This is a genomic window from Streptomyces sp. A 4/2, from assembly GCF_940670765.1.
Lineage (GTDB): Bacteria > Actinomycetota > Actinomycetes > Streptomycetales > Streptomycetaceae > Streptomyces.
On the sequence record NZ_CALNVW010000001.1, the window covers coordinates 1 to 13314 of the forward strand.

A 13314-nucleotide genomic window follows, 5' to 3' on the forward strand; every position below is an offset into this window, starting at 1 on the left:
GGACGGCGCGTCAGACCTCGACGACGACGGGAAGAATCATCGGGCGCCGGCGGTAGGCGTCGGAGACCCACTTGCCCACCGTGCGGCGGATCAGCTGCTGGAGCTGGTGGGGCTCCAGCACGCCGTCCTGGGCCGACTTGTTGAGGGCGTCCTCGATCCTCGGCACGACGGCACTGAACGCCGCGTCGTCGATACCCGAGCCCCTGGCCTGGATGTGGGGACCGCCCACGATCTTGCCGCTGGAGCTGTCGACCACGATGAAGACAGAAATGATGCCCTCGTCGCCGAGGATGCGACGGTCCTTGAGCGAGGTCTCCGTGACGTCGCCGACCGAGAGGCCGTCGACGTACACATAGCCCGCCTGGACCTTGCCGACGATCCTCGCCTTGCCGTCCACCAGGTCGACGACGACGCCGTCCTCGGCGATGACGATGTGGTCCTTGGGGACCCCTGTCATCGCACCGAGTTCCGCGTTCGCACGGAGGTGGCGCCATTCGCCGTGCACCGGCATCAGGTTCTTCGGCCTGCAGATGTTGTAGAAGTACAACAGCTCGCCGGCCGAGGCGTGGCCCGAGACGTGGACCTTGGCATTGCCCTTGTGGATGACGTTGGCGCCCCAGCGGGTCAGGCCGTTGATCACCCGGTAGACCGCGTTCTCGTTGCCCGGGATGAGCGACGAGGCCAGGATCACCGTGTCGCCCTGGACGATCCGGATCTGGTGGTCCCGGTTGGCCATCCGGGAGAGGGCAGCCATCGGCTCGCCCTGCGAGCCCGTACAGACCAGTACGACCTCGTGGTCCGGAAGGTCGTCGAGCGTCTTGACGTCGACGACCAGGCCCGCCGGGACCTTCAGATAGCCCAGGTCACGGGCGATGCCCATGTTCCTGACCATCGACCGGCCGACGAACGCCACTCTGCGTCCGTACTCGTGCGCCGCGTCGAGGATCTGCTGGATGCGGTGCACATGGCTGGCGAAACTCGCCACGATGATGCGCTTCTGAGCGTTCGCGAAGACCGTGCGCAGGACGTTGGAGATGTCGCGCTCGGGCGGGACGAAGCCGGGGACCTCCGCGTTCGTCGAGTCGGAGAGGAGAAGGTCGATGCCTTCTTCGCTCAGCCGGGCGAAAGCGTGCAGGTCGGTGAGACGACCGTCCAGCGGGAGCTGGTCCATCTTGAAGTCGCCCGTGGCCACAGCCATACCCGCGGGGGTACGGATGGCGACCGCGAGGGCGTCCGGGATGGAGTGGTTGACCGCGATGAACTCGCAGTCGAAGACGCCGATGCGCTCGCGCTGGCCCTCGGTGACTTCGAGGGTGTACGGGCGGATGCGGTGCTCCTGGAGCTTCGCCTCGATCAGGGCGAGGGTCAGCTTGGAGCCGATCAGCGGGATGTCCGCCTTCAGACGGAGCAGATAGGGCACGCCACCGATGTGGTCCTCGTGGCCGTGCGTGAGCACGATGCCCTCGATGTCGTCCAGGCGGTCCTTGATCGTGGTGAAGTCCGGCAGGATCAGGTCGATACCGGGCTGCTCCTCCTCGGGGAAGAGCACGCCGCAGTCGACGATCAGCAGCCGGCCTCCGTATTCGAAGACCGTCATGTTCCGGCCGATCTCACCGAGACCGCCGAGTGGCGTGACGCGCAGGCCGTTCTTGGGAAGCTTCGGCGGTGCGCCGAGTTCGGGATGCGGATGACTCAAAAGACTCTCCTCACCACACACGCCACGTACCTGGGGCACGTGGCGCGCATGACATTCGTGCACTTGCTGTTGTCAGGGTGATCTTGCGTATTCAGTTGTGAAGTCTGTGTTTAAAGTTCTACCCCGCCGGCGGCAAGATCGATCTTGAGCTGCGCCGTTTCCTCAGGGGTGAGTTCCACCATGGGCAGACGCAGCGGTCCGGCAGGCAGGCCCTGGAGGGTGAGCGCCGCCTTGGTGGTGATCACTCCCTGCGTACGGAACATGCCGGTGAAGACCGGGAGCAGCTGCTGGTGGATCTCGGTCGCCTTCCCGACCTCGCCCGCGAGGTGCGCTTCCAGGAGGGCGCGCAGGTCGGGGGTGACGAGGTGGCCGACGACGGAGACGAATCCGCAGGCGCCGACCGAGAGCAGCGGGAGGTTCAGCATGTCGTCGCCGGAGTACCAGGCCAGACCACTGCGTGCGATGGCCCAGCTGGCGCGGCCGAGGTCACCCTTGGCGTCCTTGTTGGCGACGATCCGCGGGTGCTCGGCGAGCCGGACGATCGTCTCGGTGTTGATGGGGACACCGCTGCGGCCAGGGATGTCGTAGAGCATGACCGGCAGCTCGGTGGCATCGGCGATCGCGGTGAAGTGCCGGAGCAGGCCCTCCTGCGGCGGCTTGTTGTAGTACGGGGTCACAGCCAGCAGCCCGTGGGCGCCCGCGCGCTCGGCGGCGCGGGCCAGCTCCAGGCTGTGCCGGGTGTCGTTGGTACCTACACCTGCGATCACGTGGGCGCGGTCGCCGACCGCCTCACGCACCGCCCGTACCAGGTCGTTTTTCTCCGCGTCGCTGGTGGTCGGGGACTCGCCCGTGGTGCCGTTGACGACGAGGCCGTCGTTACCGGCGTCCACCAGATGGGTGGCGAGTCGCTGCGCGCCTTCGATATCGAGCGCGCCGTCCGCCGTGAAGGGCGTGACCATGGCGGTGAGGACCCGCCCGAAGGGGGTCTGCGAAGTGGAGATCGGAGCCATGGGTACCACGCTACTCGCTGCTCAGTACGTGCCGTCCCCTCGGGGGACGAGAGCTACGGAGCCCGGCACTGCCTGCTCGGGGGTTCAAGCAGTGCCGGGTCCGTTTGATCAGCCTAGATGAACTTCACCAAACGGTGCAATACGGACACCTCGCGCGGCCCAACCGTACATCTGTGCCCTATGGGGCGACCCGGCCGTTGGCATTGAAGGCCCCATGGGTGAGCGGCATGAGCTTCGTCCAGTGCTCTTCCATCTTCTCGCCGACCATCTCGATCTCCCGTTGCGGGAACGAGGGCACCTTCGCCATCTCGTGCTGGGTGCGCAGGCCGAGGAAGTGCATCAGCGAGCGCGCATTGCACGTCGCGTACATCGAGGAGAACAGGCCGACGGGCAGGACCGCGCGGGCCACCTCGCGGGCCACACCGGCGGCCAGCATCTCCTGGTACGCGTCGTACGCCTGCCGGTAGGAGTCCTCCATCGCGCGGCCGGTGAGCTCCTGCTGGGCCTCGGTGCCCTCGACGAACTCGTACTTGCCGGGGCGGCCCTGCTGGACCAGCTTCCGGGCCTTGCCGGGGACGTAGAAGACCGGCTCCAGCTCCCGGTAGCGGCCCGATTCCTCGTTGTACGACCAGCCGACGCGGTGCCGCATGAATTCACGGAAGACGAAGATCGGAGCGCTGATGAAGAAGGTCATCGAGTTGTGCTCGAAGGGGCTGCCGTGGCGGTCCCGCATCAGGTAGTTGATGAGCCCCTTGGAGCGCTCGGGGTCCTTCTGGAGCTCCTCCAGCGACTGCTCACCCGCCGTGGAGACTCGGGCCGCCCACAGCACGTCGGAGTCGCTCGCGCTGTGCTTCACCAGTTCGACGGTGACGTCGCTGCGGAAGCTCGGCTTGTGGTCTGGGGTGGGAGTGCTACTCACCGGCGGGGTCCTTCCAGTTGCATCGCTCGGGCGGCGCCCACTCTACGGCGCGGCACCGACAGCCGGGGTCGGACGAACCGTCAGCAGAAAACTTCTGCCCATTCCCGGAAATCGGGCACCGATCGGCGACTTCGGACGTCTGAACCAGTGGAACCACAGTGGAACCGGATGATGCGTGACCCAAGGAGAAGTGCCCCAAATGTTCCGCCGGCGAGAGGCCGTACCCTTCACATTCGTCGCTGACGCCGAACGCTTCCGAAGCAATGTCGAGCCGCCGCCCCGTCAGCGTCCCAGCAAGTCCCAGTTCGCCGGGCGCACCCTGCTCGGCCTCACGGTGGTCGCCGGTCTCGTCGGCTCGGTACTGTTCGGGCTGCCCGCCCTGGCCGCCGATCAGCCCCCCAGCCAGACGCATCAGTCCGAAGCGTCGCACGGACACTGACTCGTCCGGACCCCTGAGGTGGTCCGACGATGATCTCATCGGTAGCCTCACCGGGCACAGCCAATCGAGCGTGCTTGTGAGTGAGGATCAGTCGTGCCCCTGCCTTTCCTGACGGCCGACCGCGCGTTTGACGCAGCCGCCGAGAATGCCGACGATGTCGCGCTGCCGTTCGACGACCACGACCTGTGGCGCCGCCCCTACCGCCCCGGACCCTGGCGGGTCGGGGCGGCAGCTCTGCTTCTGCTGCTCGCCTCGTTCATCCTGCTGGCAGCGATGATCATTGCCTTCGCCGGTGCGCTGCCGGGCGCCGCCGCCTGTCTCGGCTTCGGCCTCGTGGTCGTCCTCTGCGCACTGCGACTGCTGCGCGTCGGCACCTGGGTGAGCAGGCACGGAGTGCGTCGTGTGGGCTTCCTCATGACGCATACCGTCCCGTGGGACAAGACACAGGCCGTGCGCACGGTGCAGCAGCCGGTCCGCTGGCTCGGGCTGCCGCGCACCGTGCAGGGCCAGGCTCTCGTACTCGTGCAGCAGGGTGGTGCGCAGTTGGCACCGCTGCTCACCGACCACAACGCCGACTTCCTGTCACGTCACGAGGCCTTCGACCGGGCGGCGGACACCGTCGAGGCGTGGAGCGCGGAGTACGCGCGTACGTGAGGGAACGAAGTACCGCCCGCAGGCCCGTCAGATGCTGACGGGCCTGCCTGCGTGCAGGGCGATGGCGCGCTGCATCGCCTTGCGGGCCCGCGGGGTGTCCCGGGCGTCCTGGTAGGCGATCGCGAGCCGGAACCAGCAGCGCCAGTCGTCCGGGCTGTCCTCGGTCTCCTCCTTGCGGCGGGTGAAGACCGCGTCGGCCGAGTCACGGTCGATACGACCGCTGGGCGTCCGCACCAACTCGTCGACCGGCAGGCCGCCTTCGGCGTCCAGTTCGGCGGCGAGCCGGTTGGCCCGCTGCACGAACTGGGTGTTCTTCCACAGGAACCAGATGCCGATCAGCGGCAGGATCAGCACGGCCACGCCGAAGGTGACCGTGAGGAGCGTGCCGTTCTGGATGAGCAGGACGCCGCGGCTGCCGACCAGGACGAAGTAGAAGACCAGGACGGCGGCCGTGACGAGGTAAGTGATCTTTGCGCGCATCGTGTGTCAGCCCAGATCGAGGAAGTGTTCCAGGCCGAGAGTGAGGCCGGGGGTGGTCACCACGCGGCGCGCGCCGAGCAGGATGCCCGGCATGAAGCTGCTGTGGTGCAGGGAGTCGTGGCGGATGGTGAGCGTCTCGCCCTCGCCGCCGAGCAGCACCTCCTGGTGCGCCAGGAGGCCGCGCAGCCGTACGGAGTGCACCGGTACGCCGTCGACGTCTGCGCCGCGGGCGCCGTCCAGTGCGGTGCTCGTCGCGTCCGGCTGCGCAGCGCAGCCGGCCTTGTCGCGGGCGGCCGCGATCAGCTGTGCGGTGCGCCGGGCGGTGCCGGACGGGGCGTCGGCCTTGTTCGGGTGGTGCAGCTCGACGACCTCGACCGACTCGAAGAAACGTGCCGCCGCCTGGGCGAACGTCATGGTGAGCACGGCACCGATGGAGAAGTTCGGGGCGATGAGAACGCCCGTCGAAGGGGATGCGTCGAGCCAGGAGCGGAGCTGCGCGAGGCGCTCGTCGGTCCAGCCGGTGGTACCGACGACGCCGTGGATTCCGTTGCGTACACAGAACTCCAGGTTGTCCATCACCGAGTCCGGGTGGGTCAGGTCGACGGCGACCTGTGCACCGGAAGCGGTGAGTACATCGAGCTCGTCGTTCCGCCCGAGGGCGGCGACCAGTTCCATGTCTTCGGCGGCGTCGACGGCCCGTACCGCTTCGGAGCCGATGCGACCCCCGGCGCCGAGAACCGCCACGCGCAGCTTGTTGCTCATTGCTCGCTCTTCCTTGTGGTTAGGAGACCGCTTCGTGGAGGCGGTCGGCCTGCTTGTCCTTCAGCGGCCCGATGACGGACAGCGAGGGACGCTGTCCCAGGATGTCGTGGGCGACCTCCCGGACTTCCTCCGGGGTGACCGCCGCGATCCGCTCCAGCATCTCGTCGACCGAGAGCTGGGAGCCCCAGCACAGTTCGCTCTTGCCGATGCGGTTCATCAGCGCGCCGGTGTCCTCCAGGCCGAGCACCGTGGAGCCCGAGAGCTGGCCGATCGCGCGGCGGATCTCCTCGTCGGTCAGGCCCTCGTTCGCGGCCTGGTCGAGTCCGTCGCGGCAGATCTTCAGTACGTCGTGGACCTGGCTCGGTCGGCAGCCCGCGTAGATGCCGAAGAGCCCGCAGTCGGCGAAGCCCGAGGTGTACGAGTACACGCTGTAGGCGAGGCCTCGCTTCTCCCGCACCTCCTGGAAGAGGCGTGAACTCATGCCCCCGCCGAGTGCGGTGCTGAGGACGCCGAGCGCCCAGCGGCGGTCGTCGGTCCGGGCCAGGCCGGGCATGCCGAGGACGATGTGGGCCTGTTCGGTCTTGCGGTTCAGCAGCTCGACACGGCCCGCGGTGCGCAGGGTCCGGGAGCCGCCGCGCGGTGCGACCGGGACCGCGTCGGTGCGCGACAGGGCGCCGGCCCGGTCGAACGCCTCGCGGACCTGAGTGACGACCGTGTCGTGGTCGATGTTGCCCGCCGCCGCGACGACCAGGTTCGTCGGGTCGTAGTGCTTCTTGTAGAAGCGCGCTATCCGGCTGCGGTCCAGTCCGTTGACGGTGTCGACCGTGCCGAGCACCGGGCGGCCGAGGGGGGTGTCGCCGAACATCGTCTGTGCGAAGAGGTCGTGCACGACGTCGCCCGGGTCGTCCTCGGTCATCGCGATCTCTTCGAGGATGACGCCGCGCTCGGCTTCGACGTCCTCGGCGGTGATCAGCGAGCCGGTCAGCATGTCGCAGACCACGTCGATGGCGAGCGGCAGGTCGGTGTCGAGGACCCGCGCGTAGTAGCAGGTGTACTCCTTCGCCGTGAAGGCGTTCATCTCGCCGCCGACCGCGTCGATCCCGGCGGAGATGTCGAGGGCGCTGCGCTTGGCCGTGCCCTTGAAGAGGAGGTGTTCGAGGTAGTGCGTCGCGCCGTTCAGGGTGGGGGTCTCGTCGCGTGATCCGACGTTGGCCCAGATCCCGAAAGTGACGGAGCGTACGGAGGGCAGGGTCTCGGTGACGACGCGCAGGCCGCCCGGGAGGGTGGTCCTGCGGACCGCGCCGCTGCTCTGCGTTGCGCCTTTGCTCACTTTTCCGTCCTTGAGAAGCACTGGGGTACGGGCGACGGCCCGCGCCTCCGAGGAGGTGCGGGCCGTCGTCACGGAACTACGGGACGTCACTTGTCGGCGTCGTCCTTCTTCTCCGTGTTGTCGGAGTCGGCTTCGCCCTCGATCACGGGGACCAGGGACAGCTTGCCGCGGGAGTCGATCTCGCCGATCTCGACCTGGACCTTGGAACCGACCGCGAGCACGTCCTCGACGTTCTCCACGCGCTTGCCACCGGCGAGCTTGCGGATCTGCGAGATGTGCAGCAGGCCGTCCTTGCCCGGCATGAGCGACACGAACGCACCGAAGGTGGTGGTCTTGACGACCGTACCCAGGTAGCGCTCGCCGACCTCCGGCATGGTCGGGTTGGCGATCGAGTTGATCGTGGCGCGCGCGGCCTCGGCCTGCGAGCCGGCCTGGGCACCGATGTAGATGGTGCCGTCGTCCTCGATCGTGATGTCGGCGCCGGTGTCCTCCTGGATCTGGTTGATCATCTTGCCCTTGGGGCCGATGACCTCACCGATCTTGTCCACCGGGATCTTGACGGTGATGATCCGCGGGGCGTTCGGGGACATCTCGTCCGGGACGTCGATGGCCTCGTTCATCACATCGAGGATGTGGAGGCGGGCGTCACGGGCCTGCTTCAGCGCGGCGGCCAGGACCGAGGCGGGGATGCCGTCGAGCTTGGTGTCGAGCTGGAGCGCGGTCACGAACTGCTTCGTACCGGCGACCTTGAAGTCCATGTCACCGAAGGCGTCCTCCGCACCGAGGATGTCGGTGAGGGCGACGTAGTGCGTCTTGCCGTCGATCTCCTGCGAGATGAGGCCCATGGCGATACCGGCGACGGCGGCCTTGAGGGGCACACCGGCGTTCAGCAGGGACATGGTGGAGGCGCAGACCGAGCCCATGGACGTCGAGCCGTTGGAGCCCAGCGCCTCGGAGACCTGACGGATCGCGTAGGGGAACTCCTCGCGCGACGGCAGCACCGGCACGATGGCGCGCTCGGCGAGCGCGCCGTGGCCGATCTCGCGGCGCTTGGGCGAGCCCACGCGGCCGGTCTCACCGACGGAGTACGGCGGGAAGTTGTAGTTGTGCATGTAGCGCTTGCGGGTCACCGGGGAGAGGGTGTCCAGCTGCTGCTCCATGCGGAGCATGTTGAGGGTGGTGACGCCCAGGATCTGGGTCTCGCCACGCTCGAACAGCGCCGAGCCGTGCACACGCGGGATGGCCTCGACCTCGGCGGCGAGCGTACGGATGTCCGTGACGCCACGGCCGTCGATGCGGACCTTGTCCTTGATGACGCGCTCACGCACGACGGACTTGGTCAGCGCGCGGTACGCGCCGGAGATCTCCTTCTCGCGGCCCTCGAACTTCGGGAGCAGCTTCTCGACGGCGATCTCCTTGACGCGGTCCAGCTCGGCCTCGCGCTCCTGCTTGCCGGCGATGGTGAGCGCCTTGGCGAGCTCGGGGCGGACCGCGGCGGTGAGCGCCTCCAGGACGTCGTCCTGGTAGTCGAGGAAGACCGGGAACTCGCCGGTGGGCTTGGCAGCCTTGGCGGCGAGGTCGGCCTGGGCCTTGCAGAGCGCCTTGATGAAGGGCTTCGCGGCTTCGAGACCGGCGGCGACGACCTCTTCGGTCGGGGCCTCGGCGCCGTCCTTGACGAGCTGGATGGTCTTCTCGGTGGCCTCGGCCTCGACCATCATGATCGCGACGTCGCCGTCCTCCAGGACGCGACCGGCGACCACCATGTCGAAGACGGCGTCCTCGAGCTCGGTGTGCGTCGGGAAGGCGACCCACTGGCCCTTGATCAGGGCGACACGGGTGCCGCCGATCGGGCCGGAGAAGGGCAGGCCGGCCAGCTGCGTGGAGCAGGAGGCGGCGTTGATCGCGACCACGTCGTACAGGTGGTCGGGGTTGAGCGCCATGATCGTCTCGACGATCTGGATCTCGTTGCGCAGGCCCTTCTTGAAGGAGGGGCGCAGCGGGCGGTCGATCAGGCGGCAGGTGAGGATCGCGTCCTCGGAGGGCCGGCCCTCGCGGCGGAAGAAGGAGCCGGGGATCTTGCCGGCCGCGTACTGCCGCTCCTCGACGTCCACCGTGAGGGGGAAGAAGTCGAGATTGTCCTTGGGCTTCTTGGAAGCGGTGGTGGCCGACAGCACCATGGTGTCGTCGTCCAGGTACGCCACGGCGGAACCGGCGGCCTGCTTGGCCAGCCGGCCCGTCTCGAAGCGGATGGTGCGGGTGCCGAAGGTTCCGTTGTCGATAACGGCCTCGGCGTAGTGGGTCTCGTTCTCCACTAGCGTTTTCTCCATACTCGTCGTCTTTCGTCCCCCTGCCCGTGTGGCGGGGAACGGTGTGGAGAAGCGCGCCTTGATTGCGGGGCCGGTCTTCGATCGAAGCACCCGGGTGATGTCCCGGGGGCCACTACCGAGGACCGGCGGCGGCGTGAGCGCGCTTCCCCTCGTTCGGTACTGCGTTGTACACCCAGATTACTGAGCTTGGTCCTGGTTCCGCACGTACAGCGGTCGTCCGTACGGAAGCCGTACGTACGGCAAAGGGAGCGGTCCCCAGGAAATGGGGCCCGCTCCCTCGCACAACGTTCTTACTTGGCGCCGCCGGCCGCACCGCGACGGATGCCGAGGCGGTCGACCAGCGCACGGAAGCGCTGGATGTCCTTCTTGGCCAGGTACTGGAGAAGGCGGCGACGCTGGCCGACGAGGATCAGCAGACCCCGGCGGGAGTGGTGGTCGTGCTTGTGCATCTTGAGGTGCTCGGTCAGGTCCGAGATACGGCGGGAGAGCATGGCGACCTGAACCTCGGGGGAACCGGTGTCGCCCTCCTTCTGGCCGAACTCGGTCATGATCTGCTTCTTCGTAGCGGCGTCGAGCGACACGCGTACTCCTCGTGAGTCTTCAGGCCACCGAGTGCCCCAGGTCGAATACTCTGGGGAGCTTCCGTTACTCGGGAGGCGGGGATCCGCTGGGCGCTGCCCCCGGAAAACCCGGAGACGCGTACACAAGCGGCCGTCACACAGCGTACCAGCCTTTTCCATGTACCTGAACGGCGTAACGCGACGCGCCGCACGGCCCCGGGATCTGATCTCCGCGATGTGAGCTGCGTCATGCTCCTCTTCTGCTCCGGGCACACAGTGCTGTCCGGGCGTGGTCAACGACAGCAGAAGGGGCGTCGCAGTGACGACGAGTACCGACGAGGGACCGGCCGAGGCGGACGACTCCTACGAGGACGAGGTGCCGGTACGCAAGAGGCGCCCCGGCAGCATTCTGGCGAGCTGGGCCAGCACCACCGATCATAAGACGATCGGGACCATGTACCTGTGCACCTCGTTCGCCTTTTTCTGCATCGGCGGGGTGATGGCCCTCGTGATGCGGGCCGAGCTGGCCCGGCCGGGCACGCAGATCGTGTCGAACGAGCAGTTCAACCAGGCGTTCACGATTCACGGCACGATCATGCTGCTGATGTTCGCGACGCCGCTGTTCATCGGGTTCACCAACTGGATCATGCCGTTGCAGATCGGCGCGCCCGATGTGGCGTTCCCGCGGCTGAACATGTTCGCGTACTGGCTGTACCTCTTCGGCGCGCTCATCGTGATGGGCGGCTTCCTCACCCCGAACGGCGCGGCCGACTTCGGCTGGTTCGCCTACTCCCCGCTGACCGACACGGTTCATTCGCCCGGGGTCGGCGGCGACCTGTGGATCATGGGGCTGGCGCTCCAGGGCTTCGGCACGATCCTCGGTTCGGTCAACTTCATCACCACGATCGTCTGCATGCGCGCGCCCGGCATGACGATGTTCCGGATGCCGATCTTCGTGTGGAACGCCCTGCTGACCGCCGTACTGGTGCTGCTGGCCTTCCCGGTCCTCGCCGCGGCGCTGCTCGTCCTGGAGGCGGACCGCAAGTTCGGCTCGCGTGTCTTCGAGGCGGCGAACGGCGGGGCGCTGCTCTGGCAGCACCTCTTCTGGTTCTTCGGCCATCCCGAGGTGTACATCATCGCGCTGCCGTTCTTCGGGATCGTGTCCGAGATCATCCCGGTCTTCAGCCGCAAACCGATCTTCGGGTACATCGGCCTGGTCGCCGCCACGATTTCGATCGCCGGTCTCTCGGTGACGGTGTGGGCGCACCACATGTACGTCACCGGCGGTGTGCTGCTGCCGTTCTTCTCCTTCATGACCTTCCTGATCGCGGTGCCGACCGGCGTGAAGTTCTTCAACTGGATCGGCACGATGTGGACGGGCTCGCTGTCCTTCGAGACGCCGATGCTGTGGTCGATCGGCTTCCTGGTGACGTTTCTCTTCGGTGGTCTGACCGGTGTGATCCTGGCTTCGCCGCCGATGGACTTCCACGTCTCCGACTCGTACTTCGTCGTCGCGCACTTCCACTACGTCGTCTTCGGCACCGTGGTGTTCGCGATGTTCGCGGGATTCCACTTCTGGTGGCCGAAGTTCACCGGCAAGATGCTGGACGAGCGGCTGGGCAAGATGACCTTCTGGACGCTGTTCGTGGGCTTCCACGGCACGTTCCTGGTGCAGCACTGGCTGGGTGTCGAGGGCATGCCGCGCCGGTACGCCGACTATCTCGCTGCTGACGGCTTCACCACGCTGAACACGATCTCGACCATCAGCTCCTTCCTGCTGGGCCTGTCACTCCTGCCGTTCTTCTACAACGTCTGGAAGACCGCCAAGTACGGGAAGAAGATCGAGGTCGACGACCCGTGGGGCTACGGGCGTTCCCTCGAATGGGCAACGTCCTGCCCGCCGCCCCGGCACAACTTCGTCACTCTGCCGCGGATCCGTTCCGAGTCCCCGGCGTTCGACCTGCACTATCCGCACATCGCGGCTCTGGACGTGGCCCAGAACCACCACAAGAGCACGGCGGCCGTGGCGGGCGAGGACGAGCGGCGGTGACGCCCACACCCCGGAGCGGGCGAGAAGGGGCGGACACCGACAGGGACAGTGCGCGGGGTCTGATGCGGATCGAGGGGTACCTCCTGTGGAATGCGGAGGTCGAGGAGGCCCGGCGCCGGGCCTCCGACTTCGTCGCGCAGTTGCCGTGGCTGACGACCGCGCAGCGCGAGGACGTGGAGCGGGTCTACGCCGCGGACCGGATGGCCGCCTCACGGGACGCGCTGCTGCGGATCACGTCCCGCATCGCCGAGCTGCGGGACGAGTACACGGCGCGCTACCAGCAGCTCCAGAGGCGTTGCATGGCGGTCGCCGTCATGGCCGTGGGCGCCGCGGGCGGAACCTGCACCGCGGTCACGATGCTCATCCGGTGACCCTCCCGTCACCGGTGGGCCGTCCGTACGGGGTCTCCTTCCGAAGCCGTGAGCGGGCCGGGCTCCCCAAGTAAGGTGGGAGGGGAGCTCGTTCGCACCTCGGAAGGAACCATCGCGCCATGGCTGACGCAAGCGACAAGGCACGCAAGGAACGCGAGAAGGAGGAGCTCTACGCCCTCGACATCTCCGGTGTCGAGTGGAAGAGCGCGCCCGGCACCTCGGAGCACGAGGAGCGGGTCGAGATCGCGTACTTGCCGGACGGGGCGGTGGCCATGAGGTCGTCGATCGATCCCGACACGGTGCTGCGGTACACGGAAGCGGAGTGGCGGGCGTTCGTACTCGGCGCGCGGGACGGGGAATTCGACCTGGAGCCGGCTCCGCACAATGGCGGGCTCGCGAACGCGTCGGAGTAGCCGTCCGCCGCCAGGAGCAGTCCACGTCCCGGCGGGGCTCACGGCCGGGGTGTTCCGGCCGTGAACGTCTCCGGCCGAGACCCGATCGTTGAGTTCCTCTCCCGAAAAGGGTGACAGACCGATTTTGGAAGGCTTTTGACGCCTTCCCTCCGTTTTGCCTCAGGTGATACGGCGTAGCAGAGGCTCCTTTGGGCGGGTCCTGACGGATAGGTCACTACTCCCGGGGTGCTCCGCCATGCCGTGCCGGTGCGATTGGTGATTAGGCTGGGACCGGGCGCACGTCAGAACCCGTGAGCGGGTCGT

Annotated in this window: 13 protein-coding genes; 5 read left to right on the plus strand and 8 right to left on the minus strand. The window is 67.4% G+C overall.

Going from position 1 to position 13314, the window contains the following annotated elements; all coding sequences use genetic code 11:
* Window positions 1–10 precede the first annotated feature (10 nt).
* From NBY69_RS00005 to thyX, 3 genes are all read right to left on the minus strand, one after another.
* Window positions 11–1696 carry a ribonuclease J gene (locus tag NBY69_RS00005; protein ID WP_250297425.1) on the minus strand — a complete coding sequence of 562 codons (1686 nt, stop codon included), beginning with the start codon at window positions 1694–1696 and terminating at the stop codon, window positions 11–13.
* 110 nt (window positions 1697–1806) lie between these two features.
* Window positions 1807–2706 (minus strand): 4-hydroxy-tetrahydrodipicolinate synthase, encoded by a 900-nt coding sequence (dapA, locus tag NBY69_RS00010; protein WP_250297426.1) that lies wholly within the window; start codon window positions 2704–2706, stop codon window positions 1807–1809.
* A gap of 178 nt (window positions 2707–2884) precedes the next feature.
* Window positions 2885–3625 carry an FAD-dependent thymidylate synthase gene (thyX, locus tag NBY69_RS00015; RefSeq protein ID WP_250297427.1) on the minus strand — a complete coding sequence of 247 codons (741 nt, stop codon included), beginning with the start codon at window positions 3623–3625 and terminating at the stop codon, window positions 2885–2887.
* 199 nt (window positions 3626–3824) lie between these two features.
* Between thyX and NBY69_RS00020 the strand changes: the two genes are divergently transcribed.
* Together NBY69_RS00020 and NBY69_RS00025 are read left to right on the plus strand one after the other, a co-directional pair.
* Window positions 3825–4064, plus strand: a complete 240-nt coding sequence (locus NBY69_RS00020) for a hypothetical protein (protein ID WP_250297428.1) — start codon at window positions 3825–3827, stop codon at window positions 4062–4064.
* Window positions 4065–4157: 93 nt separating this feature from the next.
* A complete protein-coding gene (locus tag NBY69_RS00025; protein ID WP_250297429.1) occupies window positions 4158–4718 on the plus strand; it encodes a hypothetical protein in 561 nt (186 codons plus the stop codon).
* 27 nt (window positions 4719–4745) lie between these two features.
* Here the strand turns inward: NBY69_RS00025 and NBY69_RS00030 are convergent, their stop codons facing one another.
* The 5 genes from NBY69_RS00030 to rpsO form a co-directional block, all read right to left on the minus strand.
* A complete protein-coding gene (locus NBY69_RS00030) occupies window positions 4746–5198 on the minus strand; it encodes a tetratricopeptide repeat protein (RefSeq protein ID WP_250297430.1) in 453 nt (150 codons plus the stop codon).
* A 6-nt stretch (window positions 5199–5204) separates the two neighbouring features.
* Window positions 5205–5960 (minus strand): 4-hydroxy-tetrahydrodipicolinate reductase, encoded by a 756-nt coding sequence (gene dapB, locus NBY69_RS00035; protein WP_250297431.1) that lies wholly within the window; start codon window positions 5958–5960, stop codon window positions 5205–5207.
* Window positions 5961–5979: 19 nt separating this feature from the next.
* Window positions 5980–7380: a pitrilysin family protein gene (locus tag NBY69_RS00040; RefSeq protein ID WP_250297432.1), complete on the minus strand. Its 1401-nt coding sequence runs from the start codon at window positions 7378–7380 to the stop codon at window positions 5980–5982.
* Window positions 7377–9602, minus strand: a complete 2226-nt coding sequence (locus NBY69_RS00045) for a polyribonucleotide nucleotidyltransferase (RefSeq protein ID WP_250297605.1) — start codon at window positions 9600–9602, stop codon at window positions 7377–7379. The genes NBY69_RS00040 and NBY69_RS00045 overlap by 4 nt, the downstream gene beginning before the upstream one ends.
* 305 nt (window positions 9603–9907) lie before the next feature.
* A complete protein-coding gene (gene rpsO / locus NBY69_RS00050) occupies window positions 9908–10198 on the minus strand; it encodes a 30S ribosomal protein S15 (RefSeq protein ID WP_250297433.1) in 291 nt (96 codons plus the stop codon).
* A 298-nt stretch (window positions 10199–10496) separates the two neighbouring features.
* Here rpsO and ctaD point away from each other — a divergent pair, with 298 nt between their 5' ends.
* The 3 genes from ctaD to NBY69_RS00065 all read left to right on the plus strand — a co-directional run bounded on the left by ctaD (window position 10497) and on the right by NBY69_RS00065 (window position 13011).
* Window positions 10497–12227 (plus strand): cytochrome c oxidase subunit I, encoded by a 1731-nt coding sequence (ctaD, locus tag NBY69_RS00055; protein WP_250297434.1) that lies wholly within the window; start codon window positions 10497–10499, stop codon window positions 12225–12227.
* Between the two features lie 62 nt (window positions 12228–12289).
* Window positions 12290–12598 (plus strand): hypothetical protein, encoded by a 309-nt coding sequence (locus NBY69_RS00060; RefSeq protein WP_250297606.1) that lies wholly within the window; start codon window positions 12290–12292, stop codon window positions 12596–12598.
* Window positions 12599–12717: 119 nt separating this feature from the next.
* Complete coding sequence (locus tag NBY69_RS00065; protein WP_250297435.1) at window positions 12718–13011, plus strand: DUF397 domain-containing protein; 294 nt, start codon at window positions 12718–12720, stop codon at window positions 13009–13011.
* Window positions 13012–13314: the final 303 nt, after the last annotated feature.